Source organism: Pseudomonas sp. xss_4 (genome assembly GCF_043104125.1).
Lineage (GTDB): Bacteria > Pseudomonadota > Gammaproteobacteria > Pseudomonadales > Pseudomonadaceae > Aquipseudomonas > Aquipseudomonas parafulva_B.
Genome location: NZ_JBICKJ010000015.1, coordinates 120,302 through 144,184, shown reverse-complemented (window position 1 = coordinate 144,184; position 23,883 = coordinate 120,302). Strand labels below are relative to the sequence as shown.

Here is a 23,883-nt window from a genome sequence, read left to right as displayed (position 1 = left end):
GCGGCTTGATCGGCGTCACAATCACCCCCATGTGTAAGATCAGACGTAGGCGTCAGCCCATACATGCGGCTATGATCTGTATAAGGCAACGCCAAACTGATTCGCCGATAGGCTTACCCGTAAAGGGGGCATTATGAATAAAGCACTGTACAACTGGCTCCACGACCTCGGGGTTGCCTTGGGTTTGATTCCGCCGCCCTTGCAGCCGGTGCCCATCCCGACTGATGAAAAGCAGCGCCCCCGTCAGCCACGCCGCCGCTGAGCGAGCAAAGGCCGCTCTACCTTTCGGGGCAGAGCGGCTTCTTTGTTCCAATTAGGCGTTTTTGTTCCTTGGCGCACCCGCTCTAGGGCTCTGGCTGTTCATAGCAGCCTTCGGCAGCACTGATCGAGCCCTGCTTCTCCCTCAGTGATATCCCCTTTTCGCCCACTCATCCCCGCCCTTTGCGACCTGTTTCAGCCTGCTGCGACACTGGCGTAAACATTGCGTTGATGTATTTCGTCAGGATGCAATAATTTCCTGCGGCTACGGCCTCCTATTTGAAAGCGCTCTGCTACATATCAACTTTGCGCCTACTTTTCTCCCATTTTCATCCTGCAAGGATCGCCGAAGATGCGCACGAACTTGCCCGTCACCGAGCATGAAAGAACCTTCCCCGGTGACCAGCGCCTGATCTCGACCACCGATCTCGATAGCCGAATCACCTACTGCAACGAAGCGTTCGTGGCCATCAGTGGCTTCACTTATGACGAACTGGTAGGTCAGCCCCACAATTTGGTACGTCATCCGGACATGCCCGCCGCGGTGTTTGGCCATATGTGGGACACCATCAAGCAGGGCAAGCCCTGGATGGGTATCGTCAAAAACCGAGCAAAGAACGGTGACTATTACTGGGTCAGTGCCTACGTCACACCCATCTACGAACAAGGCCGCGTCAGTGGTTACGAGTCAGTGCGTTCAGTGCCCAGCCGCGCGCAGATCGCCCGTGCCGAGCGCCTGTATGCCCGCCTGCGCAGTAACCGTGCGCCGTTGCCGTGGGTAGCACGTGTGGGCCAACGCCTGGGGACTGGCTGGCCGCTTGCCGCCGCCGGAGCGCTATCGGCGTTCGCCTACGCCAGCCTGCCGGCCTACGCTGCACTGGCGGTATTGATGACCAGCCTGCTGCTGGCCTGGTACGTCATCGAGCGCCAGCACAGCCAAGCCATACAGCGCACGTTGGCTGCACACCCCAGGGCCTTCACCAGCCCGCTGGTGGCGCTGACCTATAGCGCCAGCCCCGGGCTGCATGGGCAAATGGATCTGGCCATTCTGAGTGAAGAAGCGCGCTTGCAAACCGCCTTGACCCGGCTTGAGGATGCAGGCGTGGGGGTAAAGGACCGGGCTTCACAATCCTCTAAACTGTCAGACACACAGGCCTCGATGCTTGACCGTCAACGCAGTGAAACGGATCAGTCCGCCACTGCCATCGCCGAGATGGCGGCAACCATCCAGCAGGTCACGCAGAACGTCCAGAGCACGGCCCATGCCGCCGGCGACGCCGATCAATTGGCTCAGCGCGGCAGTGAGCTGGCCCAGCAGAGCCTGCATGCGATGGACAGCATGAGCGATGCGGTCAGTGATATTGGCCAGGCCGTCAACGCACTCGCCCAGCAGACCCAGTCCATCGGCAGCGTGGTCGATGTGATCACAGCCATTGCCGAGCAGACCAACCTGCTGGCACTTAACGCTGCCATCGAAGCGGCCCGTGCGGGAGAGCAGGGGCGGGGGTTTGCCGTGGTGGCCGACGAGGTCCGTTCGCTGGCCCAGCGCACCCGCACTTCGACCGAGGAAATTCATCAGATCATCGCCACCCTGCGCGCGGGCACCGAGCGGGCAGTGAGCTCCGCCGGCCACGGCGAGCGCATCGCGCGCGACAGCAGGCAAAGCGTTGAGGCCGTGCAGAACGCGCTGGTCGGCATCGCCCAGGCGGTCAGCAGGATCACAGGCATGAGCCAACAGATGGCTGCTGCTTCCGAACAGCAAAGCCATGTGGCTGAAGACATCAACCAGCAGATCACGCGCATCGCCCAGTTGTGCGACCAAAGCGCTGGGCAGGCACGGCAAGGCGCGCAGATCAGCCAGGACCTCGAACGCATGGCCGACTATCTCTACGGCCTGGCCGAGCGCTTCAATCGCTGATCGCCCACACCTGCGCGGGGCACGCTTTGGGCTGAAGGCGTGCCGGTTGATCTGCGGTTCTGTGGCACACTGCGCGGCCAAGGAGACCTCATGTCCAGACCCCGCTGCGAGCGCTGCCTGCGCCCCCTCGACCATTGCCTCTGCGCCTTGATACCTGCGATCGGCAGCAGGACCCGCGTGTTGCTGTTGCAGCACCCAAGCGAAGCGTCCCATGCGCTGAACACGGCTCGCCTGGCAGCGCTAGGCTTGATCAATGCGCAGCTGCACGTGGGTGAGGTATTCGACGACCTGGACCGATGGCTGGCAATGCCGGGTTACCGGCCAGTGGTGTTGTTTCCGGGCGAGGGGGCGCAAGCGCTCGGGCCTTACACGCAGACCGACGACACACCGTTGTTGCTGGTCGTGCCGGACGGTACCTGGCGCAAGGCGCGCAAGCTGATGTATCTCAATCCGCTGCTGGCGGCTCTGCCGAAGGTCACCTTGGGGAATGTGACGCCGTCACGCTATCGTCTGCGCAAGGCGCCCGAGGCAGGCGCGCTTTCGACCATCGAGGCGGTGGTGCAGGCCTTGAACGTGCTGGAGTACCCTGCCAGCTTCGACGCGGTGCTGGCGCCGTTCGAGGCCCTGATCGAAGGGCAGATCCAAGCCATGGGTGCCGGCACCTACGAGCGCAATCATCACAAGGATACAGGGGCGCCCTGAGCGACGCCCCGGTCTGGTCAGCGCATCTCGGGCAGATGAGCTTCAGTGCGCACTTCGGTGGCTGCGTAGGCGTCAGGCGGTAGCGAGATGCGCTGCTTGCTCAACAGCTCGCCCATGGTGGCCAGTACCCGGTAGCGGGAATAGGCTTCGGTGTAGCGCACCTCGGTGTAGCGACGGTCCGCGTTGTACAGCTCGTTCTCACTGTCGAGCACGTCCAGCAGGGTACGTTGGCCCAGACCGAACTGGTCCTGGTAGGCGGCGCGCACCCGTTTGGTGGTGTCGGCGTACTCGCGCGCGGTAGGCAGCTGCTTGCTGGCGTTGTTCAAGGCGTTCCAGGCCAGGCTCAGGTTTTCGGTCAGCTCGCGCAGTGCATTGTTGCGAATGTCCATGGCCTGGTTGATCTTGTGCGCGTCGGAGTTCAGGCGGGCCTTGTCGCTGCCGCCGCGGAACAGGTTGTAGTTCATCTCAACGCCTGCCTGCCAGTCGTTGTTGCTGTGGCCTTTTTCACCGCCGGTATTGTTGTTGGCACCGGTGGCCAGAATGGCATCAAAGCGCGGGTAGAAGGTCGACTTGGCAACCTTGTACTGCTCTTCGGCGGCGTTCACGTCCGCCTGGGCCGACTTGATGTAAGGGTTGTTCTGGCGCATGCCTTCGCGTGCTTCTTCCAGCGTTGCTGGCATTTGCACGGCGACCGCTTGCGGATCTTCCAGCTCATCCGGTACACGGCCCACGACACTGAAGAAGTTGGCTTCGGCATCGGCCAGGTCCACCTCGGCGGTATCGAGGTTGTTCTCCGCCAGGGCGCGACGAGCACGGGACTGGTCCAGGTCAGCTGTACTGCCGACACCCCGTTCGTTGCGCAGGCCGATCTGGTCGTTCACCCGCAGGTGGGCTTGCAGGTTGTTCTTGGCCAGGCTTACCAGTTCGCGGCGCTTGAGCACTTCCAGGTACACCTCGATGGCGCGCAAGGCAACGTCCTGAGCCACTGCCTGGGTGTAGTACGCACGGGAGGTGGAGACCGCTTGGGTGCGGCCCACTTCGCTGGAGGTGTTGAAGCCATCGAAGATCATCTGCCGCAGGCGCAGGTCGGCCTGGGAATAGTTGAGGGTTTCCTTGCCACGTCGTCCGTCAGTACCACGCGTGTTGGCGTTGTCCGAGCGCTGGCGACCGTAGCCCGCTACCAGGTCGACGGATGGGTAGTAGCCGCCGCGGGCGAACTTCACATCTTCATCGGCAGACAACTTGCTGTTGCGGTTCGAGCTGACCTGGGGGTGGTAGTCCACAGCGCTTTGGACAGCTTCGGTGATCGACATCGCCTGCACGTGGGCACTTGCCAGAGCCAACAGCAACGCACTGGTGATGGGGTTCAAAAGACGCATGGGTACCTCTCCCTGATCCTGGGTTTTCCTACAAATCGCCAAAAAAATGACTATATTCCGATGCCGTATAGTGTTGCAGGTTTTTAAGCCCACAGCTAAGTACATTCATTGAGATGAGTAAGAAGATTTATTCATATCAACGTGCCATGTTCGACATTAATTGTCTAACGCTGAGAAGGGGAGCTGCTGACTCAGATGCCATCAAGCGCTGTCGAGGGGGCGCAAAGTGGCGGCTGCAAGCAGTTCCAGAACGAATCTAGATAAAAGAATGGTGGGGTAGGCCAAATTGATATTTGGCGACAAATTATTGTCACTTAGGCGGTGTGTAGGTTTTTTGCCGAAGAATGTAGAACGTTACACCCACCGCACTGGCCAGCATGAACAACCGTGCCCAGGGAAACGGAACCAGATAGCAGGAAACGGCGATGCTCAACCACATCAGGCCTATGGCATAGGCCTTGGCTTTGAGGGGCATACCCTCGCCGCCTAGGTAGCCCCGGATCCAGGGCCCCAGGCGAGGGTGGTTGACCAACCAGTCGTGAAAGCGTGGCGAGCTGCGGGCAAAACACGCCGCTGCCAGCAGGAGAAACGGCGTGGTCGGCAGCACCGGCAGGAAGATGCCAACCACGCCCAGCGCCACGCTCAGCCAGCCGATGGCCAGCAGCAGGTAGCGCATGCCCGGCTTAGTGGTGACGGGGCTTGAGCAGGGCCGGTTTCTCTTCCGGGGCATGCAACAACAGGAACAGCGCGGTCAGGGCCTCGGGAATCTGCACGATCATGTCGTCCTGAAGGCTGGCGTTGCTGGCGATGTCGGCAAATTCAGGCTGCTCGTCGAACAGGCCCGAACCGACCATGATCGGCAGCAGCATTTCGCTCACTTCCTCTTCGGCGTTCTCGAACCAGGCTTCCTCGCGCAGGAAGACCCCTTCCATGAAGCCGATGCACCAGCCGCGCAGGTCGGAGTCGTCAGGGTCATCGCCCAGATCCAGGTCGCAGGGCAGCTCGAACTCGTCATCACTGGCCAACTGGCGCGCGATATGGCCTTTGAGTGCAACCAGCGTGGCCTCGATCTCGACGCGCTGGGCCTCGCTGGCGTAGTGCGGTTCTTCGGCGAACAAGGCGTCGATCCATTCGCGCTCGGGCACCTCTTCGGCGTTGATCGACAAGGCAGTGAGGTAGCCGTGGGCGGCGACATAGTCCAGCGCTTCTTCGTGCAGCTCGTCGGCGTCGAGGAAGGCTTGCAGGCGGGTCAGTTGCTCGGCGAAGGACATTACGGGGCTACCTTGGGAATAAACGATACCGAATTCTAGCACCTTGCAGCGTCAGCGGGGCAAAGACACGCCCATCGCAACGGTGCCAGTGCAGGGAGCGGGTGCGGTATACTTGGCGGTTTCCAGCCCAGGGCCCACCGTTGTCGGGCCCTTGGCAAAAACCGCTTACGCATTCGGCGTGTGCGGCGCGGGTTTTTCGTCCAGCCTGTAGCGGGGTGGTACGGCGTTTTTGGAGTTGCACATGCTCGAACAGGCTCAGCGCGTTCTCAAGGACATCTTCGGCTACGACAGCTTCCGAGGGCGCCAGGCAGCGATCATCGAATGCGTAGCCAATGGTGGCGATGCCCTGGTGCTGATGCCCACAGGTGGCGGCAAGTCGCTGTGTTTCCAGATACCGGGGTTGCTGCGCCCAGGCCTGACCGTGGTGGTGTCGCCGTTGATCGCACTGATGGACGACCAGGTCGCCACGCTCGATGAACTGGGTGTATCGGCCGCTGCGCTGAACTCCACGCTCAATGCCGAGCAACAACGGGAACTGGCTGGGCGCCTGCGCCGCGGCGAGGTGAAGATGCTCTACCTGGCGCCAGAGCGCCTGGTGCAACCGCGCATGCTCGATTTTCTGCGCGACCTGGACATTTCGCTGTTCGCCATCGACGAAGCCCACTGCGTGTCCCAGTGGGGCCACGATTTTCGCCCCGAATACTTGCAACTGGGCCAACTGGCCGAGCTGTTCCCGCATGTGCCACGCATTGCGCTCACCGCGACCGCAGACATGCGTACCCGGGAAGAAATCGTCCAGCGCCTGCACCTGCAGGGGGCCGAGCGCTTCCTCTCGAGCTTCGACCGGCCGAACATCTTCTACCGCATCGTCCCCAAGGAAGCGCCCCGCAAGCAGCTCATGGCGTTTCTGGGCGAACGCCGTGGGAACGCAGGCATCGTCTATTGCCTGTCGCGCAAGAAAGTCGACGAAACCGCTGCGTTTCTCTGCGACCAGGGCTTCCCCGCGCTGCCTTACCACGCCGGCCTGCCGGCTGAGACGCGCTCGGCCAACCAGCATCGGTTCCTCAACGAAGAAGGGCTGATCATGGTCGCGACCATCGCCTTTGGCATGGGCATCGACAAGCCCAACGTGCGTTTCGTCGCGCACCTGGACCTGCCAAAGTCGCTGGAAGCCTACTATCAGGAAACCGGTCGTGCCGGTCGTGACGGCCTGCCTTCGGACGCCTGGATGGCGTACGGCTTGCAGGACATGGTCATGCTCAAGCAGATGCTGCAGAACTCCGAGGGTGACGAGCGCCACAAGCGCATCGAGCAGCACAAGCTCGACGCAATGCTTGCCTTGTGCGAGGAGACACGCTGCCGACGCCAGGCCTTGCTGGCGTACTTCGATGAGACGCTGGAACAACCCTGCGGGCACTGCGACAACTGTGTCGACAACGTGCAGACGTGGGATGCCACCGAGCCCGCCCGCCAGGCATTGTCAGCAGTGTTTCGCACCGGCCAGCGCTATGGCGTGGGGCATCTGGTGGACGTGCTGCTGGGCAAAAGCACCGAGAAAGTGACTAATTTCGGTCATGACAAGCTGTCGGTGTTCGGCGTCGGCAAGGCGCTGGCCGAGGCCGACTGGCGCTCGCTGTTCCGCCAACTGGTAGCCCGTGGCCTGGTCGACATCGACCTGGAAGGCTACGGCGGCCTGCGCCTGTCGGACAGCTGCCGCCCGCTGCTGCGCGGCGAAGTCACGTTGCAACTGCGCCGTGACCTGAAACCGCAAACCGTAGCCAAGGCCTCGTCTTCTGGCGGCAGCCCGGCGAGCCAGTTGGTGCGTGCAGAAGAACGCGAATTGTGGGAAGCGCTGCGCACCTTGCGCCGCAAGCTTGCCGAAGAGCATCGTGTCCCGCCTTACGTCATCTTCCCGGACTCCACCCTGCTCGAGATGTTGCGCAGCCAGCCGGTGACCCTGAGCGACATGGCGCAGGTCAGCGGTGTCGGCGCCCGCAAGCTGGAACGCTACGGGCAGGCATTCCTGGAAGTGCTCAATGGCAGCGGCGGCACCCCCGAGGCGCCGAAGGTGGTACTGGACTTGCGTCATGAACTGGTCAGCCTGGCCCGCGCCGGCATGACGCCGGCGCAGATCGCCGGTCAGCTCGACTGCACTGAAAAGAACGTCTACAGCCTGCTGGCTGAGGCCTTGGGGCGTCAGGAGCTTAACCTCGAACAGGCGCTGGACCTGCCGGAAGATCTTCTGTCGGAGATCCAGGATGCCTTCCTCGACGGTGAAGGCGAATTGCCACCCGTTTCCACCATTGCGCCGTTGTTCGGATCGCGTGTGCCAGACGGCGTCCTGCACTGCGTGCGCGCCGCCTTGGCGGCTGAGTTCGAGCTGTGACAGTGCGCGCTACCGGCTCGGCCCGAGCGGTTTGCTGATCCGTGTCACGCCAGCGCACATTTACCCTGCAGCAGCGCATCCCGACGGCTTGCCTCGTCGGGCTGCGCATGATTAGCTGCCTAACAATTAGAACTGTTCGACGAGTCGCTTTATGCCCCTGACTGACAATCAACACCGCTTCGGCATGCAGCTTGCCCAGATGTCCCGTGGTTGGCGCGCCGAGCTTGATCGCCGTCTGGCCGGCCTCAACCTGTCACAGGCGCGGTGGCTGGTGCTGCTGCACCTGGCACGGTTCGAGGAAGCGCCCACCCAACGCGAACTGGCGCAGAGCGTCGGCGTGGAGGGCCCGACCCTGGCGCGGTTGCTCGATAGTCTCGAAGGGCAGGGGCTGGTGCGTCGCCAGGCCGTTGTCGAAGACCGGCGGGCCAAGAAGATCCTGCTGTGCCCCCCAGCCAAGCCCCTGATCGAGCAGATCGAGACCATCGCCAATCAGCTACGCATCGAGCTTTTCACAGGCGTCGATGAAGCGGACCTTGAGGTCTGCATGCGGGTCCATGCCAAGATTCTGAGCAACCTGGAAAAGCCCTGATCCACCGTTTGCGAGGCGCATCACCATGACCGAGCCAAAGCCTGAAGTCGTCATCACCTATTGCACCCAGTGCCAGTGGCTGCTGCGTGCCGGCTGGCTGGCCCAGGAGCTACTCAGTACGTTTGGCCAGGACCTGGGGCAGGTGGCCTTGCAGCCGGGTACCGGCGGCGTTTTTCGCATCACCTGCGATGGCGTGCAGGTGTGGGAGCGCAAAGCCGATGGCGGCTTCCCTGAAGCAAAAGTGCTCAAGCAACGCGTACGCGATCAGATCGATCCACAGCGCGACCTGGGTCACAACGACCGCTAACCGCCCCGGCCGTGTCGATATTGTAGGCCGGCGCCTTGGCGTCAGAGGCGCACCTTGCCCAGCAGCACGTCCCTGAACATCGCGAAGTCGCCTAGCAAGCTATAGAAGGGATAGGTGAAGGTCGCAGGCCGATTCTTCTCGAAAAAGTAATGCCCTACCCAGGCCAGGCCGTAGCCGACCACGGGCACCGCCAGCAGCAGCATCCACTCGCCGCTGCCGATGGCGTAGGCCAGCAGGGCAATGACCAGGCTGGTGCCCACGAAGTGCAGGCGGCGGCACGTGGGGTTGCTGTGTTCACCGAGGTAGTAGGGGTAGAACTCGGCGAAGGTTCGGAATTGCGCTGTGCGGTCCATGACACTGCTCCGGAAGATTGACTGGGAATGATAGACACGGCGTGGAGCCTGATTCGAGTCTAGAGTCACTGACGAGGCGTACCAGTGACAATAGGCGCCAATTGAGTATCCTTGGGGTTCACCGCAGGAGCGGTCAGCATAAGAAGCGTGCCATGAGCGAAAGAACCACCTCCGCCAGCTGGGCATCTGGAATCGTCAAGGCGCTGGAGCTCGAAGGGCTCGATTGCCAGGCCATGTTCAAGCAGCTGGGGCTGGATTTCACTGCTCTCGACGATCCGGATGCGCGCTTCCCGCAGGACGCCATGACCCGGCTCTGGCAACTGGCGGTGGAGCTATCAGGCAATGAAGCAATCGGCCTGAACATGGCGCGCGTGGTCAGGCCGGCATCCTTTCATGTGGTGGGCTACGCGCTGATGTCCAGCCGCACGCTGGCCGAAGGCTTCGCACGGCTGGTGCGCTATCAGCGCATCATCGCCGAGAGCTCTGACTTGAGCTTCATCCTCACCCCCGAAGGCTATTCGCTGATCCTGACCGTGCACGGCGACCACCTGCCGCCCACCCGGCACAGTGCCGAGGCGTCGCTGGCCTGCGCCCTGTCGCTGTGCAAATGGCTCAGCGGCCGGCCGGTCCAGCCGCGACGGGTGCTGATACAGGGGCCGCCGCCCAAGAACCTGGAACCCTACAAAGTGGCCTTTCATTCCCCACTGATCTTCAATGCGCCCCATGATGCCCTGGTGTTCGAGCGGGCTGACATGGAGGCGCCACTGCCCACAGCCAACGAAGCCATGGCCGTATTGCACGACCGGTTCGCCGGTGAATACCTGGCACGCTTCTCGGAGACCCGCGTGACCCACCGGGTGCGCCAGGTGCTGTGCCGCATCCTGCCCCAGGGCGAGCCCAAGCGTGAAACCCTGGCACAGGCGTTGCACCTGTCCCAGCGCACCTTGCAGCGCCGGTTGCAGGATGAGGGCACCAGCTTCCAGGCGTTGCTCGACGATACCCGACGCGAACTGGCCGAACAGTACTTGGCCCAGCCCAACATGACCCTGCTGGAAACCGCCTACCTGCTTGGCTTTGCCGACCCTAGCAACTTTTACCGGGCCTTTCGCCGTTGGTTTGGCGTCACGCCCAGCGAGTACCGGGCTCGCCTGGGCACCGATATCGACGGAGTCAGTGACGCCAGAAAGCCGGCATGCACAACACCAGCACGGTGATGATTTCCAGCCGGCCCAGCAGCATGCCGCCGGCCAGGATCCACTTGGCGGCGTCGGGCAGCTTGGCGTAGTTACCCGACGGCCCGATCACTTCGCCAAGGCCCGGGCCCACACCGGACACCGTCCCGGCCGCGCCGGTCAGGGCGGTCATCCAGTCGACCCCCAGCAATGACAGCAGCAACGCCATCACGCAGATGGTGATGGCGAAAAAGAAGGAAAACGTGAGGATCGAGCGTACGATTTCTTCGTCGAGGCGGTGCCCGTTGTACTTCTGCTTGATTACTGCCCGGGGGTGAATCAACTGGTTGAGGTTGGCCTTGAGCAGGATATAGGCCACCTGGAAGCGGAAGATCTTGATACCGCCGGCCGTCGAACCGGAACACCCGCCCACGAACCCCAGGTAGAAGAACAGCATCAACGAAAAGTTGCCCCACAGACTGTAGTCACCCAACGCAAAGCCTGTGGTGGTCACGACCGAGGTCACGTTCAGCGCGACGTGCCGCAAGGCATCGAGCCAGTGCAGGTTGGTGGTGTACCAGTACCAGGTGCCCAGGATCACCCAGGTCGCCACCAGCATGCCCAGCAAGCCCTGCACCTGTTGATCGCGGATCAGGGCCCCGCGGTTGCCGCGCAACGTGGCCACGTACAGGGTGAACGGCAGGCTGCCGAGGATCATCACCACCACGGCCACCCAGTGCACGGCGGGCATGTCCCACTTGGCCAGGGACTGGTCGGAAGTTGAAAAACCGCCGGTGGAAATCGCCGACATGGCATGGTTGATCGCATCGAACGGGCTCATGCCGGCCCACCAGAACGCCAGGGCACCGAAGATGGAAAAGCCGACATAGACCCCGACGATGGACTTGGCGACCATGTGCGAGCGCGGCATCACTTTCTCGGAGCGGTCCGAGGATTCGGTCTGGAACAGCCTCATGCCACCGATGCGCAGCAGGGGAAGAATGGCCACCGCCATGGCGATGAAGCCAATACCGCCCAGCCAGTGCAGCATCGAGCGCCACATCAGGATGCCGGGCGACATGCTGTCCAGGCCGCTGAGTACGGTAGCGCCGGTGGCGGTGATGCCCGACATGCTTTCGAAAAACGCATCGGTGTAGCTGATGTGCTGCGTAAGCAGAAAGGGCAGGGCAGCGAACACGCACACCACCACCCAGGAGCACACCGTCAGCAGGTACATGTCGCGTGGACGCAGGTGCACGTGTTCGGGCCTGCCGGGCACCACCAGCAGCAGGCCCGCCACGAAGGTGATCAGGCTCGACCAGAGAAAGGACGGCAGGTCGCGGGTGTGTTCGAAGATCACCAGGGTGGCCATGGGGACAGCCATGCCCACGGCGAGCGTGATGAGGAAGATGCCGATGATGAAACCAATGATCCTTAGGGTCGGCAACGCCATGTGTTCTGCTCGGGCTCGAAACGGAAGGGCGCCATTCTACCTGTGGGGCGCAAAGGCTCAAGGCCAAGCTGCATCTTCATGCTGCAGGCCCTGGATGAGGTCGTGCTTGCAGCCTGGCGTCGGCCCCTTGAGAATGGCCGCACATTCATGTTCCAGGAGGGTAGCCGATGGAGGCTCTCGACGCATTGCTCAACCGGGTTTCGGTCCCGCGCCTGACCGACCCTGCGCCCAACGATGCCCAGCGTGAGGCCTTGTTCCAGGCTGCGCTGCGCGCCCCGGACCACGGTCAACTACGCCCTTGGCGCTTTCTGACTATCGAAGGACCAGCACGCGAGCGGTTGGGTGAGCTGTTCGCCAGCGCAGTCCAAAAGCGCGGCGATGCCAGCGAGGCTGCGTTGAGCAAGGCCCGCGCCATGCCGCTACGCGCGCCCTTGCTGATCGTGGTCATTGCCCGGTTGCACAAGCAGCACCCCAAGGTCCCGGTGCTTGAGCAGCAACTGGCGGCAGGGTGCGCGGCCCACGGCATACTGATTGCCGCGCACGCCCAGGGCGTGGGTGCCGTATGGCGCACCGGGGACCTGGCCTTCGATGCCCATGTCCATGCAGGCCTGGGCTTGGCAGACAACGAGGAGCTGCTTGGCTTCCTGTATGTGGGTACGCCCTTGACCGAGCCTCGCACGGCGCCTGTGCTCGCCACTGCCGACTTCGTCAGCGCCTGGGGCGACTGACCCCCGCCGCGTTTGACCCAAGCCGTTGGCCATTGCGCAGACCTGCGCAGTGGCGTTAGTTAGCCGCCAGGCGCTTCCGCCACCGGCAGCTCCAGCGTCGCGACGAAACCGCCTTGTGGATGGTTGGCCAGTATCAGTCGGCCGCCATGGCGCTCTGCCGCCTTGCGTGCAATCGCCAGCCCAAGGCCGTGTCCCGGAGCTTGTTGTCCCGGCGCCCGGAAAAACGGCTCGCCCAGTTGAGCCAGGTGCGCAGCTGCCACGCCAGGGCCCCGGTCACGTACGCACACCCGAAGCATGTCGCCCTCGCGCCACGCGCTCAGCTCCACAGGTTGACCCGCCGGGGTAAAGCGCAGGGCATTGCGCAGCAGGTTGTCCACTGCACGCTCGATCAGGGTTGGCCAACCCTGCAGGGTCAACCCGGGTTGCGCTTCAAGGCGTACATCATGCTCAGGGGCCGTCAGTTGCGCGTCCTTGCGCACGCTGCCCAGCAGCGCGTTGAGATCGACCGTTTCGGCATGGGCTTGGTCGGCGTCCACGCGCGCCAAGGTCAAAATCTCACTGATCAGGTCTTCCAGGCGGTCGCATTCGCGGGTCAGGCGCGGCCACAAGGCCTGACGCTGCTCCGGCTCGGCCCGTTCGGCCAGGGCCAGGGCGATGCGCAGCCGGGCCAGTGGAGAACGCAGCTCGTGGGACACATCGCGCAGCAACTGGCGCTGGCTGGCGATGGTGCTCTGCAGGCGAGCGCCCATCTTGTTGAAATCCTTGGCCAGGACCCCGAATTCGTCGCGCCTGCCGGCCAGTTGCGCCAGGCTGTTCTGCTGGTAGGTACTCTGCCCCAGGTCGTGCACCGCGCCACGCAAGCGGCTCAGGGGGCGGGTGATGGACAGTGTCACGAACAGGCTGAACAAGGTCAGCACCACCAGGGCGATGCCCAGTGCGCTCAGCGGCCAGAGCAGGCTCTCGCGGTGCCAGGCATCGAGGGCGGGGTGGGGGATGCGGTAGATCAGCAGGTAGGACGCATTGCTCTGGGGGCTGGTGTATTCCTCGGTCAGGCGGCGCCACGGCAGGCGCCGGTCATCGTTGTGCTGCCTGGCTTCGAGTGCAGCCGCGCGCCGGGGAAAGGTGCCTGGCACCACAGCGTCGCCACTGTCGTCCAGCACTTGCACGTCGATCTTGTAGCGCGCCTTGCGCCTTTCGAGAAAATGCTGCGCTGCGCCGGGGCCTTCCTGCTCGTAGTGCCTGGCCCATTGGCTGGCTAGCGTGTTCAGCCCCGGATGACGGCTTAGAATCCAGGCGTCCTGGTTGAGCGTGTGCGCCAGCAGTATCGACAGCCCTGCTACCAGGGCGATGGCCAGCCAGAAGCTGGCCAGGATGCGCCAGAACAGTGAACGCACGTAGACCTCCCCAAACGATGAAAGCCCGCCGCGCGCCAGGCTAACCTGGGGCACGGCGGGCGCTGACACTGGAGCTTACTGGGACTTGCCGGCTTTTTCAGCTTTCCAGGCCTGGAACTCCTGCCACTCCGCCTTCTTGGCGGCGCGTTCTTTTTGCAGTTCGTCGAACTTCTTCTGCTGGTCTGGCTTGAGCAGGTTGCGGACCGCAGCGTCGGTCTTGTCGCGGCTAGCTTGCATCTCTTGCTTCATGGCTTTCTGGTCGGCCGCCGGCAGCTTGTCAAGGTAACGCTCCGTGATGTCGCGGCGCTGTTTCATCTGATCGCCCATCAGCTTGCCAATCTGGTCGCGCTGCTCGCGGCTCAGATCCAGCTCGTGGAATGCCGGGCCACCGCGATGGTGCGGGCCGTCATGGCGCGGGCCGCCGTCGGGCATGGCCATGGCAACGGTGGGCAGTGCGGCGGCGAACAGCAGGGCGGTAAGGGTCTTGCGCATGGTGTCTCTCCTGTCATGGGCCGGTGATCACCGGATGAGCACAGTCTAGGGAGATGATCGTCAAGCGCGGTCAGCGCACGGTAAAGGGAACGTAAAGGCAAGCTCCCTTCCCTGGCGTCAGCCTGGCGCAAGCGACTACAAGCAGTAGTAGTAGCCGCGGCTGCGCAGGGCGATGATGCGGGGTCGACCGTCGGCGTGAGGGCCGATCTTCTTGCGCAGATTGCTCACGTGCATATCCAGGCTGCGGTCGTAGAGCGTCAACCGCCGGCCAAGACCGATCTGCGCCAGCTCCTGTTTGTCCAGAGGCTCGCCCGGTTGGCGCAGCAATGCTTCGAGAATACGGCTTTCAGAGAGGGTCAGGGTCAGTTCGCGACCGTCGATGCTGGCCACCCCGCGGGCAGGGCTATAGACCAGGTCGCCCAGTTCCAGTTGGCTGGTGGCAGGGGCTGGATGGCTGCGGCGCAACACGGCGCGCAGGCGCGCGGTCAGCTCGCGCGGGTCGCACGGCTTGGCCAGGTAGTCGTCGGCGCCCAGTTCAAGGCCCAGGATACGGTCCAGCGGCTCGCCGCGGGCCGACAGCATCACCACGGGCAGGTCGGCATGCTCACTGCGCAGGCGCTTGAGCAGCTCAAGCCCGCTACCGTCGGGCAGCATCACATCCAGTACCACGGCCGATGGCGCACGGTCGGCCAAGGCCTGGCGTGCAGCCTGGCCATCGTGGCAGGCCCGCACGGTGAACCCTTCCTGGGTCAGCCAGCTGCTGAGCAGCTCGCACAGCTCCTGGTCGTCATCAATCAGTAACAGCTCGCTCATGACTCACTCAATTCAACCATTGACGGCGACGCGTTGGTCCGCCAGCCGCAAAGATACCCCAGTCTTGAGGTCTGCTGCCAACTGGCGATGCCGAGCACGCCTTCTAGGCGAGGTGTTTCAAGGCAGCACTTGCTTGAAGGGCTTGACCACGACCTGGTCGTAGACGCCTGCAGCGATGTACGGATCGGCATCGGCCCAGGCTTGGGCGGCGCTCAGGGAATCGAACTCGGCCACGATCAGGCTGCCGCTGAAGCCGGCCTGGCCTGGGTCGTTGCTGTCGATGGCCGGGTGTGGCCCGGCCAGTACCACGCGGCCTTGGGCCTTGAGCTGCTGGAGGCGCTCGATGTGGGCCGGGCGTGCAGCCAGGCGTTTTTCCAGGGAGTTGGCGACGTCGCTGGCAATGATGGCGTAGAGCATGTCAGTCCTTGGGTTTGGAGGCAGAGGAGGTATCTTGCAGATGGCGCGACAGGTACAGCCCTTGGGCCACCAGGAACAGCACGGTCATGCCCAGGCTGCCGAACACCTTGAAGTCGACCCAGAACGCCGGGAAGGTGAAGGCGACGAACAGGTTGGCGGCGCCGCAGAACAGGAAGAATGCGATCCAGGCGAGATTCAGGCGGGCCCAGATGGCATCGGGCAAGGTCAGCGCGTGGCCCATGATGCGCTTGATCAGTACCCGGTCGCCTATGAAGTGGCTACCGGCGAAGGCCAGGGCGAACAGCCAATTCACCACGGGCGCCTTCCACTTGAGGAAGGTTTCGCTGTGAAAGGCCAGAGTCAGGCCGCCAAACACCAGGCAGGCGACCAGCGTCAGCCACTGACCTTTCTCAAGCTTGCGCTGGCGCAGGAACAATGCGCCGTATACCACCAGCGAGCTGATGATCAGCATGGCAGTGGCACTGTAGATACCACCGAATTCGAAGCTGTGCCCGGCCAGCTCGACAGGCCGTGGATCCAATTTGTAGACGATGAAGAACAGCAGCAGCGGGATGAAATCGATGAATTGTTTCACAATGGCAGCCAGAACCGGGATGTGACGGCATAATAACAAACATCCAATCCAGCGAAAGCGCTACTCCATGAATGTTGATCTGCACTGTCACAGCACGGCCTCCGATGGCGCCTTGTCGCCTTCGGCCTTGGTCGCCCGGGCCTTCGAGCACGGGGTGCGTACGCTGGCGCTCACCGACCACGATACCCTCGAAGGCCTGGCCGAGGCCTGCCAAGCCTGCCGCGAGCACGGCATGCAATGGGTCAGCGGCGTCGAGCTGTCCTGCACCTGGGGCGGCGCAACCATTCATATACTCGGTTACAACTTTCCCGTGGACGCTCCGCCCTTGTTGGCAGCGATCGAGGCCCTGCACCGCGGCCGCTGGTTGCGTGCCGAGGAAATCGACAGGCGCCTGGCGGCCAAGGGCATGCCCGGGGCGCTGGAAGGTGCACGGCAAATCCAGCAGGCGCTCGGTGACAGTGGCAATGCCCCGGCCCGGCCACACTTTGCCGATTATCTGGTGCGTGCCGGCCACGTCAAAGACCGTGGCGAGGCCTTCCGCAAGTGGCTCGGCGCCGGCAAGCTCGGTGACGTCAAGCAGCATTGGCCATCACTGGAGGAAACCGTTGCCACCCTGCGCCAGTCCAATGCATGGGTGAGCCTGGCGCATCCCATGCATTACGAGCTGACGCGCAGCAAGCGCAGGCGCCTGATTGCCGACTATATTCAGGCAGGCGGGCAGGCGCTTGAAGTGGTCAATGGGATGATGCCGGCCGAGCAGGTGGGCACTTTGTCCATCCTCACCCGTGAGTTCGGGCTGCTGGCAAGTGCTGGCAGTGACTTCCATGGCCCCGGCACCTGGGGCGAAATCGGTGCCTATCGGCCTTTGCCCGAGGACCTGCCACCTGTGTGGCACCGTTTCAGCCATGAACAGCCATTGCCGGTTTGAACAGGACGACGATGTGAGCCAATTTTTCCAGATTCACCCGGAAAACCCACAGCCGCGGCTGATACGCCAGGCGGTCGAGATCATTCGCAAGGGTGGGGTCGTGGTCTACCCGACCGACTCGGCCTATGCACTGGGTTGCCAGATCGGTGACAAGTCAGCCATTGAACGGGTGCGCCGTTTGCGTGGGTTGGACAAGACCCACAACTTCACCCTGATGTGCTGCGACATGTCGCAGCTGGGCTTGTATGCCAAGGTCGATACCGGCACCTTCCGGCTGCTCAAGGCCCATGTGCCGGGGCCGTACACCTTCATTCTCAACGGCACCCGCGAAGTGCCGCGCCTGTTGTTGCATGAAAAACGCCGCACCATCGGCTTGCGCGTGCCTGACCATGCCATCACCCTTGCACTGCTTGCCGAGCTGGGTGAACCCTTGATGAGCGTGAGCCTGATCCTGCCTGGCGACGCCGAACCCATGACCGATCCCTACGAAATCCGCCAGCGCCTGGAACACCATGTCGACCTGGTGATCGATGGCGGCTACGGTGACCTCAAGGCGTCGACCATCATCGACCTGTCAGGCGAGGAGCCCGAGCTGATTCGAGAGGGCTGCGGCGACCCTACTCCGTTCTTGGTCAGCGCGTGACCTCCGAACCGTTAGCTCAGGCAGCGGCCGAGCTGCCAGGCCAGCTGCAGCTGGCGTTGGTCTACGGCGAGGCCGTGACCGAGCTGCCGCTGGACTTGTACATACCCCCCGATGCCCTGGAGGTCATTCTCGAAGCGTTTGAAGGGCCGCTGGACCTGCTGCTGTACCTGATTCGCAAGCAGAACATCGACATCCTCGATATCCCGGTGGCAGAAATCACGCGCCAGTACATGGGCTACGTCGAGTTGATGAAAACCGTGCGCCTTGAGCTGGCTGCCGAATATCTGGTGATGGCCGCCATGCTGGCTGAAATCAAGTCGCGCATGCTGCTGCCGCGCAGCGTCACGGTCGAGGAGGAGGAGGGCGACCCGCGCGCCGAGCTGATCCGACGCCTCCAGGAGTATGAACGCTTCAAGGCAGCCGCCGAGGGCCTGGACGGGTTGCCCAGGGTCGGTCGTGACCTGGTCGTGCCGTGCCTGGAGGCGCCCCAGGCAAAGGTACGTAAATTGTTGCCGCAGGTCAGCCTGCCGGAGCTGCTGGCATCCATGGCCGAAGTGATGCGCCGCAACGACCTGTTCGAAAGCCACCAGATCAGCCGAGAGACCCTTTCGACCCGAGAGCGCATGGGGCAGGTGCTGGAACGCTTGAAAGACGGAGGTTTCGTGGCCTTCATCGATCTGTTCGCTCCCGATGAAGGCAAGCTGGGGGTGGTGGTCACGTTCATGGCTGTGTTGGAACTGGTAAAGGAAAGCCTCGTCGAACTGGTGCAAAATGAAGCCTTTGCCGCCATCCATGTGCGGTTACGCCCTGCTCCTGCTGAAGACGCCCATGAACCTGAATGACCCCCGCGACCTGGCTCCGCTGATCGAAGCCTTCCTGCTGGCCTCTGGCAAGCCGCAATCGCTCGAACGCCTGTACGAGCTGTTCGAGGAGCCCGAGCGGCCCGAGCCGAAGGCATTCAAGCGCGCACTCGAGGTGCTGGGCAAGTCGTGCGCCGGTCGTGCGTTCGAGCTCAAGGAAGTGGCCAATGGTTATCGGCTGCAGATTCGCGAGGATTACGCCCCTTGGGTCGGCCGGCTGTGGGAAGAGCGCCCGCAGCGCTACTCCCGGGCGCTGCTCGAGACCCTGGCGCTGATCGCCTATCGCCAGCCCATCACCCGTGGCGAAATCGAGGACGTGCGTGGCGTGGCGGTCAACAGTAACATCGTCAAGACGTTGATCGAGCGCGAGTGGATACGCGTGGTGGGCCATCGGGAAGTGCCCGGGCGGCCGGCCCTGTTCGCCACGACCAAGGCGTTTCTGGATCATTTCAACCTCCGCAGCCTGGATGAGCTGCCAGCACTGGCCGAATTGCGCGAGATGGAGCCCGAGCCCGCGCTCGACCCGGACGACGCCCCGGTACCGGCGCACTTGCAGGCCCTGGCCGACGCCAGCCTGGGCGAGGACGAAGAGGCTGAACCGGTCAAGGACGAGACCAGCTTTCGCAGCCTGCTCGTGGAGCTCGACGCCATGGAGCAGGGCCTCAAGACCGATTTCGACGACGTGCTCCAGCACGACCCTGATGCCGAAGCATCGCTGGAGGGGGAGCAGAACGAGCAGGCCTGAACGCCGCAACGCCATCTGCTGTGGCCAGGGGCCTGGCCGCCGACCAGGGCCCGCCTGGCAGAAAGTCCTGGCAAGGGGTGTAAAAGCTTCTACCCTCCCATGCATTCATGCGGCGAACCACGTATGATGCGCGGCCTTTTGGCGCGTTCGTTGCCAGAAACCTGTTTTCATTCCTACACCGGGAGGTGCCCAGATGAGTGAGCAAGACCTGCAAGATACCCAGATCACCCCACCTGTTGGCGAGAAGCTGCAGAAAGTTCTCGCGCGCATTGGCGTGGGCTCGCGCCGTGACGTCGAGGCCTGGATCAGCCAGGGCCGCATCAAGGTCAACGGCGTTGCAGCCACCCTTGGCCAGCGCGTCGACCTGCATGACGCCATTGCTGTGGACGGCAAGCTGATCAAGCGTGAAGAGGCGGCCGAGGCGACGCGCCGGGTGATCATGTACAACAAGCCCGATGGCGAGATCTGCACCCGCGACGACCCGGAAGGTCGCCCGACCGTGTTCGATCGCCTGCCACGCCCCAAGGAAGGTCGCTGGATCAACATCGGCCGTCTGGACATCAACACCACCGGTCTGCTGCTGTTCACCACCGACGGTGAGCTGGCCAACCGCCTGATGCACCCGTCGTACGAAATGGACCGCGAATACGCCGTGCGCGTACGTGGGGAAGTGGACGACGAGATGCTCGATCGCCTGAAGGCGGGGGTCATGCTCGAGGACGGCCCGGCCAAGTTCACCGACATCCAGAAGGCACCAGGCGGCGAAGGCTTCAACCACTGGTACCACTGCGTGGTGATGGAAGGCCGTAACCGTGAGGTGCGTCGCCTGTGGGAGTCGCAGGGCATGGTGGTCAGCCGCCTGAAGCGTGTGCGCTTTGGCCCGGTTTTCCTCAACTCGGACTTGCCCATGGGCCGCTGGCGTGAAATGACCCAGGGTGAAATTGACATCCTGGCGGCCGAGGTGGGCTTGCAGCCCGTGGCGTTGCCGGCCATGAAGCTCAAGGCCAAGGACAAGATGGAGCGCCTGCAGCGCAAATCGTCCCGCCCCCTGGGCCGTGGTGAGCGCGTGCGTAGCCTGCGCCCAGCCCAGGACGGCGCAGCGGCCGGCGAGCGCCCAGCACGCCCGGCGCGCGAAGAGTCGCCGCGCAAAGGCAACCGTGGCAGCGCAGTGGCCGAGCGCCCAAGCGAAATGCGCAAGCGCCCGGCCAAGCCCGAGGGTGACAAGCCAGCTGGCCGTGGTCGCGGCAAGCCGCGCGGCTGAGGCATTCGGGGCCACTTGTCGGCCCTGGCCTGTGTACCGACGCTGAACACATTGGGGCTGCTGCGCAGCTCATTGCCGGCAAGCCGGCTTCTGCGCTAGGCGAGTAACTCGCGCTGAGCAGGAGTCAGTTGGCTGACGATGGGGCGCGAAGCGGCCCCAATGTGCAACCAGCTACCTGAACTGCGCTCCTGTCCAGATGCAACCCACTAGACGGTGCAATTCGCCTGCTCGCATGCAGCTCATGGACCGAGCGTAACCCATTGGGCGAAAAGCCATTTCGTTCGGTTGGCAACTTAGATTGCCAGCTTGTAAGGATTTTTTTACAAGCATCGGCCAATTCTTGCAGCAAACCAGAAAACTTCCTCGGGCGTAAAGAAAGCTTGCCGGAGCATGGGTGCTCGGTTGCGCCGTCGGTCACATCCCTGTCTTGCCTAAACCCCCGCCCCAGGGTGTTATAGCCCTCATTGCCCCGTGCAACAGCCCGCCGCAGAGCCGGTTGATAAAACAACAATTGGAGGCGCCATGTACGCCGATCACCTCGCCCACAAAGGCCATTACCTCAGGAACGCTGCGTTTTTTCCGCCGGAAACCACGCAACGCGTTGACGCCTGCGCGCTCGCAGGGTTATACAGTGCGCCGCGTTTTACCTGTGACCCCCTTGCGTACCGCGCACTCCTGACCCCGCCCGGTTGACTCGACCGCGCAGTTGCACCCTCAGGAAACAAGGTGACCACCTTGCCCATTCCGCTGCGCCACGAGCGCGGTGGGTCCGATTCCGTCACAGATAAAAACAATGCAGGTGACTTCGTTCATGAGTGGACACGACAAGCATTCAGGCGAGCTCAAGCGGGGCCTGAAGAACCGCCATATTCAGTTGATCGCCCTGGGGGGCGCCATCGGCACCGGCCTGTTCCTGGGGTCGGCAGGCGTGATGAAATCCGCCGGGCCTTCGATGATTCTGGGCTACGCGATCTGTGGCTTCATCGCTTTCATGATCATGCGCCAGTTGGGCGAAATGATCGTCGAGGAGCCCGTGGCCGGATCGTTCAGCCATTTCGCCCATACCTACTGGGGGGGCTTTGCCGGCTTCCTGTCGGGCTGGAACTGCTGGGTGCTGTACATCTTGGTGGGCATGTCCGAACTGTCCGCCGTGGGCAAGTACGTGCACTACTGGTGGCCGGAAATCCCTACCTGGGTGACAGCCGCTGCCTTCTTCGTGCTGATCAACGCCATCAACCTGATGAACGTGAAGTTCTTCGGCGAAGCCGAGTTCTGGTTTGCCATCATCAAGGTGGTGGCCATTGTCAGCATGATCGGCCTGGGTGCCTACCTGCTGACCAGCGGCAGTGGCGGACCTGACGCGACCGTGGCCAACCTGTGGTCGCACGGTGGCTTCTTCCCCCATGGAGTCAGTGGCCTGGTGATGGCCCTGGCGTTCATCATGTTCTCGTTCGGGGGGCTGGAGATGCTCGGCTTCACGGCCGCAGAAGCTGACAAGCCCAAGACCGTGATCCCCAAGGCCATCAACCAGGTCATCTACCGTATCCTGATCTTCTACGTCGGCGCCTTGGTGATCCTGTTGTCGCTCACGCCATGGGACACCTTGGTCGCCAGCATCGATGCCTCCGGCGGCAGCTACGGCAGCAGCCCGTTCGTGCAGGTGTTCTCGTTGCTGGGCAGCGATGTGGCCGCCAACCTGCTGAACTTCGTGGTCCTGACCGCGGCCTTGTCGGTGTACAACAGCGGCACCTACTGCAATGCCCGCATGTTGCTGGGCATGGCCGAGCAGGGCGATGCGCCGGCTGCCCTGGCCAAGGTCGACAAGCGTGGCGTACCGGTGCGTTCGATTTTGGTGTCGGCGGCTGTGACCCTGATCGCCGTGCTGCTCAACTACTTGATGCCTTCCAGCGCGCTGGAGCTGCTGATGTCGCTGGTCGTGGCCACCCTGGTGATCAACTGGGCCATGATCAGCTACTCGCACCTCAAGTTCCGCCAGCACCTCAACCGCACGGGCCAGAAACCCCTGTTCAAGGCGCTGTGGTACCCCTATGGCAACTATGTGGTGCTGGCGTTCGTGGTCCTGATCCTGGGCATCATGCTGCAGATTCCGGGTATCCAGGTTTCCGTCTACGCCATTCCGGTCTGGTTGCTCTGCATGTTCGTCGCTTATGTCATCAAGTCACGGCGCAAGGGCGTTGTCCCTGAGGCCATTGGCAGCACCGCCAAATAAGCCTCGTACAGCCGCATCCAAAACCCGAAGCGTTGACCGCTTCGGGTTTTTTCTTTTCTGCGTGTCAGATCTGTTCCAGCAGCCACGCCCTGAACGCCCGCAGCGAAGGTAGCGCCTCGTTACGCGGTGGATAGATCAGGTAATAACTGCGCTGACTGGCGAATGCCAGGCCTGGGCTGTACAGCGCTCCTTTGGCCAGCTCGTCTTCCACGAGCACGCGGGGCACCAGGCCCACCCCAATCCCCGCCTGCACGGCCTGAATCAGATGCGAGGTCAACTCGAAGCTGGGGCCCAGGCGCATGCTTCGGTGGGGCAGGCCGTGGTGCGAGAACCATTCACCCCAGGCATGGGGGTTGTTGGCCACGTTCAACAGCAACTGCTCGCTGATGCGAGTGGGGCTCCAGTGCGGTTGTTCGTTCGCGGCCTGCGCCGGGAGAATCACCAGCAGCTCCTCGGCATGCAGGCGATGGCTGATCAGCCCCGGCAGGTCACGGCTGGCCACGCCAATGGCGGCGTCGATCTCGCTGGTGTCGAAGTCGATGGCTTCGATCCGTGAATGCAAGTGCACGAGCATGCCAGGGTGCGCCTTGTAGAAGTCGTTCAGGCGCGGCAACAGCCATTTGGAGCCAAATGTGGGCAGGGTGGCCAGGCGCAGTGTGCCGACCCCGGACTGATAGGCCAGCGCCTGAAGGGTCGCGCCCCGAATGCGGCCCAGTGCTTCGCTGAGCTCGCGCTGGTACAGCCGGCCGACGTCCGTCAACCGTACCTGGCGACCCTCGCGGCGAAACAGGGTAAGGCCCAGTTGCTGTTCCAGCGCCTGAACCTGCCGGCTGACCGCGCTCTGGGTCAGCGACAGTTCAGTGGCGGCGCGGGTGTAGCTCTGGTGCCTGGCGGCCGCCTCGAAGGCCAGCAGCAGGGACATGGACGGGGTCAGGTGGCGGTAATTCATTCATGAAAGTCATCGATAGCGGCAGGATTATCCGTTTGCC

24 protein-coding genes and 2 pseudogenes are annotated in these 23,883 nt (G+C 62.9%); 15 read left to right on the top strand and 11 right to left on the bottom strand.

The window, feature by feature from the left end:
- Nucleotides 1-133 precede the first annotated feature (133 nt).
- The 4 genes and pseudogenes from ACF8GB_RS01990 (at nucleotide 134) to ACF8GB_RS01975 (ending at nucleotide 2,878) form a co-directional block, all read left to right on the top strand.
- Nucleotides 134-262 (top strand): PA1414 family protein, encoded by a 129-nt coding sequence (locus tag ACF8GB_RS01990; protein WP_023533827.1) that lies wholly within the window; start codon nucleotides 134-136, stop codon nucleotides 260-262.
- A 348-nt stretch (nucleotides 263-610) separates the two neighbouring features.
- Nucleotides 611-892: pseudogene (locus ACF8GB_RS01985) on the top strand (PAS domain-containing protein); the annotation flags it as partial.
- A gap of 309 nt (nucleotides 893-1,201) precedes the next feature.
- Nucleotides 1,202-2,176, top strand: a pseudogene (locus tag ACF8GB_RS01980) (methyl-accepting chemotaxis protein); the annotation flags it as partial.
- 90 nt (nucleotides 2,177-2,266) lie between these two features.
- On the top strand, nucleotides 2,267-2,878 hold the full coding sequence (locus ACF8GB_RS01975) for a tRNA-uridine aminocarboxypropyltransferase (protein ID WP_196125992.1): 612 nt from the start codon (nucleotides 2,267-2,269) through the stop codon (nucleotides 2,876-2,878).
- 17 nt (nucleotides 2,879-2,895) lie between these two features.
- Here ACF8GB_RS01975 and ACF8GB_RS01970 read toward each other — a convergent pair whose 3' ends face one another.
- The 3 genes from ACF8GB_RS01970 to ACF8GB_RS01960 all read right to left on the bottom strand — a co-directional run bounded on the left by ACF8GB_RS01970 (nucleotide 2,896) and on the right by ACF8GB_RS01960 (nucleotide 5,528).
- Nucleotides 2,896-4,257, bottom strand: a complete 1,362-nt coding sequence (locus tag ACF8GB_RS01970) for a TolC family outer membrane protein (protein ID WP_058637595.1) — start codon at nucleotides 4,255-4,257, stop codon at nucleotides 2,896-2,898.
- Between the two features lie 310 nt (nucleotides 4,258-4,567).
- Nucleotides 4,568-4,933: a YbaN family protein gene (locus ACF8GB_RS01965; RefSeq protein WP_153010320.1), complete on the bottom strand. Its 366-nt coding sequence runs from the start codon at nucleotides 4,931-4,933 to the stop codon at nucleotides 4,568-4,570.
- A 7-nt stretch (nucleotides 4,934-4,940) separates the two neighbouring features.
- Nucleotides 4,941-5,528, bottom strand: coding sequence for a UPF0149 family protein (locus tag ACF8GB_RS01960; RefSeq protein ID WP_027915890.1), 588 nt, complete (start codon nucleotides 5,526-5,528; stop codon nucleotides 4,941-4,943).
- A gap of 241 nt (nucleotides 5,529-5,769) precedes the next feature.
- Between ACF8GB_RS01960 and recQ the strand changes: the two genes are divergently transcribed.
- From recQ to ACF8GB_RS01945, 3 genes are all read left to right on the top strand, one after another.
- On the top strand, nucleotides 5,770-7,914 hold the full coding sequence (gene recQ / locus ACF8GB_RS01955; protein ID WP_392526478.1) for a DNA helicase RecQ: 2,145 nt from the start codon (nucleotides 5,770-5,772) through the stop codon (nucleotides 7,912-7,914).
- A 151-nt stretch (nucleotides 7,915-8,065) separates the two neighbouring features.
- Nucleotides 8,066-8,503 (top strand): MarR family transcriptional regulator, encoded by a 438-nt coding sequence (locus ACF8GB_RS01950; protein WP_058605594.1) that lies wholly within the window; start codon nucleotides 8,066-8,068, stop codon nucleotides 8,501-8,503.
- A 25-nt stretch (nucleotides 8,504-8,528) separates the two neighbouring features.
- Nucleotides 8,529-8,810, top strand: a complete 282-nt coding sequence (locus ACF8GB_RS01945; RefSeq protein ID WP_058637598.1) for a SelT/SelW/SelH family protein — start codon at nucleotides 8,529-8,531, stop codon at nucleotides 8,808-8,810.
- Between the two features lie 41 nt (nucleotides 8,811-8,851).
- Here the strand turns inward: ACF8GB_RS01945 and ACF8GB_RS01940 are convergent, their stop codons facing one another.
- The gene (locus ACF8GB_RS01940; RefSeq protein WP_196121845.1) at nucleotides 8,852-9,163 is read right to left on the bottom strand and encodes a DUF962 domain-containing protein; all 312 of its coding nucleotides are present in this window, start codon (nucleotides 9,161-9,163) and stop codon (nucleotides 8,852-8,854) included.
- Between the two features lie 152 nt (nucleotides 9,164-9,315).
- On the opposite strand from ACF8GB_RS01940, the gene ACF8GB_RS01935 reads away from it, so the two are divergent.
- Nucleotides 9,316-10,377, top strand: coding sequence for an AraC family transcriptional regulator (locus ACF8GB_RS01935; protein ID WP_196121844.1), 1,062 nt, complete (start codon nucleotides 9,316-9,318; stop codon nucleotides 10,375-10,377).
- On the opposite strand, the gene ACF8GB_RS01930 is transcribed toward ACF8GB_RS01935, so the two are convergent.
- A complete protein-coding gene (locus tag ACF8GB_RS01930; RefSeq protein ID WP_058605590.1) occupies nucleotides 10,334-11,788 on the bottom strand; it encodes a TrkH family potassium uptake protein in 1,455 nt (484 codons plus the stop codon). The two genes, ACF8GB_RS01935 and ACF8GB_RS01930, sit on opposite strands and share 44 nt — an antisense overlap.
- A 167-nt stretch (nucleotides 11,789-11,955) precedes the next feature.
- On the opposite strand from ACF8GB_RS01930, the gene ACF8GB_RS01925 reads away from it, so the two are divergent.
- Nucleotides 11,956-12,516 carry a nitroreductase family protein gene (locus ACF8GB_RS01925; protein WP_058637600.1) on the top strand — a complete coding sequence of 187 codons (561 nt, stop codon included), beginning with the start codon at nucleotides 11,956-11,958 and terminating at the stop codon, nucleotides 12,514-12,516.
- Between the two features lie 59 nt (nucleotides 12,517-12,575).
- On the opposite strand, the gene ACF8GB_RS01920 is transcribed toward ACF8GB_RS01925, so the two are convergent.
- The 5 genes from ACF8GB_RS01920 to ACF8GB_RS01900 all read right to left on the bottom strand — a co-directional run bounded on the left by ACF8GB_RS01920 (nucleotide 12,576) and on the right by ACF8GB_RS01900 (nucleotide 16,227).
- Nucleotides 12,576-13,910 carry a HAMP domain-containing sensor histidine kinase gene (locus tag ACF8GB_RS01920; protein ID WP_058637601.1) on the bottom strand — a complete coding sequence of 445 codons (1,335 nt, stop codon included), beginning with the start codon at nucleotides 13,908-13,910 and terminating at the stop codon, nucleotides 12,576-12,578.
- A gap of 75 nt (nucleotides 13,911-13,985) precedes the next feature.
- On the bottom strand, nucleotides 13,986-14,402 hold the full coding sequence (locus ACF8GB_RS01915; protein ID WP_058637602.1) for a Spy/CpxP family protein refolding chaperone: 417 nt from the start codon (nucleotides 14,400-14,402) through the stop codon (nucleotides 13,986-13,988).
- Between the two features lie 135 nt (nucleotides 14,403-14,537).
- Nucleotides 14,538-15,215: a response regulator transcription factor gene (locus tag ACF8GB_RS01910; protein ID WP_078478907.1), complete on the bottom strand. Its 678-nt coding sequence runs from the start codon at nucleotides 15,213-15,215 to the stop codon at nucleotides 14,538-14,540.
- Between the two features lie 117 nt (nucleotides 15,216-15,332).
- Complete coding sequence (locus ACF8GB_RS01905; RefSeq protein WP_058605586.1) at nucleotides 15,333-15,632, bottom strand: YciI family protein; 300 nt, start codon at nucleotides 15,630-15,632, stop codon at nucleotides 15,333-15,335.
- Between the two features lies 1 nt (nucleotide 15,633).
- Nucleotides 15,634-16,227, bottom strand: a complete 594-nt coding sequence (locus ACF8GB_RS01900) for a septation protein A (RefSeq protein WP_027915901.1) — start codon at nucleotides 16,225-16,227, stop codon at nucleotides 15,634-15,636.
- Nucleotides 16,228-16,294: 67 nt separating this feature from the next.
- Here ACF8GB_RS01900 and ACF8GB_RS01895 point away from each other — a divergent pair, with 67 nt between their 5' ends.
- The 6 genes from ACF8GB_RS01895 to ACF8GB_RS01870 all read left to right on the top strand — a co-directional run bounded on the left by ACF8GB_RS01895 (nucleotide 16,295) and on the right by ACF8GB_RS01870 (nucleotide 22,894).
- The gene (locus ACF8GB_RS01895) at nucleotides 16,295-17,155 is read left to right on the top strand and encodes a PHP domain-containing protein (RefSeq protein ID WP_392526477.1); all 861 of its coding nucleotides are present in this window, start codon (nucleotides 16,295-16,297) and stop codon (nucleotides 17,153-17,155) included.
- A 13-nt stretch (nucleotides 17,156-17,168) separates the two neighbouring features.
- On the top strand, nucleotides 17,169-17,798 hold the full coding sequence (locus ACF8GB_RS01890) for an L-threonylcarbamoyladenylate synthase (RefSeq protein ID WP_058605642.1): 630 nt from the start codon (nucleotides 17,169-17,171) through the stop codon (nucleotides 17,796-17,798).
- Between the two features lie 116 nt (nucleotides 17,799-17,914).
- Nucleotides 17,915-18,640 carry a ScpA family protein gene (locus ACF8GB_RS01885; RefSeq protein WP_181405494.1) on the top strand — a complete coding sequence of 242 codons (726 nt, stop codon included), beginning with the start codon at nucleotides 17,915-17,917 and terminating at the stop codon, nucleotides 18,638-18,640.
- Nucleotides 18,627-19,403, top strand: a complete 777-nt coding sequence (scpB, locus tag ACF8GB_RS01880; RefSeq protein WP_392526476.1) for an SMC-Scp complex subunit ScpB — start codon at nucleotides 18,627-18,629, stop codon at nucleotides 19,401-19,403. The genes ACF8GB_RS01885 and scpB overlap by 14 nt, the downstream gene beginning before the upstream one ends.
- A gap of 193 nt (nucleotides 19,404-19,596) precedes the next feature.
- On the top strand, nucleotides 19,597-20,664 hold the full coding sequence (gene rluB / locus ACF8GB_RS01875) for a 23S rRNA pseudouridine(2605) synthase RluB (RefSeq protein ID WP_392526475.1): 1,068 nt from the start codon (nucleotides 19,597-19,599) through the stop codon (nucleotides 20,662-20,664).
- Between the two features lie 811 nt (nucleotides 20,665-21,475).
- On the top strand, nucleotides 21,476-22,894 hold the full coding sequence (locus ACF8GB_RS01870) for an amino acid permease (protein ID WP_058605640.1): 1,419 nt from the start codon (nucleotides 21,476-21,478) through the stop codon (nucleotides 22,892-22,894).
- Nucleotides 22,895-22,958: 64 nt separating this feature from the next.
- On the opposite strand, the gene ACF8GB_RS01865 is transcribed toward ACF8GB_RS01870, so the two are convergent.
- Nucleotides 22,959-23,843 (bottom strand): LysR substrate-binding domain-containing protein, encoded by an 885-nt coding sequence (locus ACF8GB_RS01865; protein ID WP_058605582.1) that lies wholly within the window; start codon nucleotides 23,841-23,843, stop codon nucleotides 22,959-22,961.
- Nucleotides 23,844-23,883 lie beyond the last annotated feature (40 nt).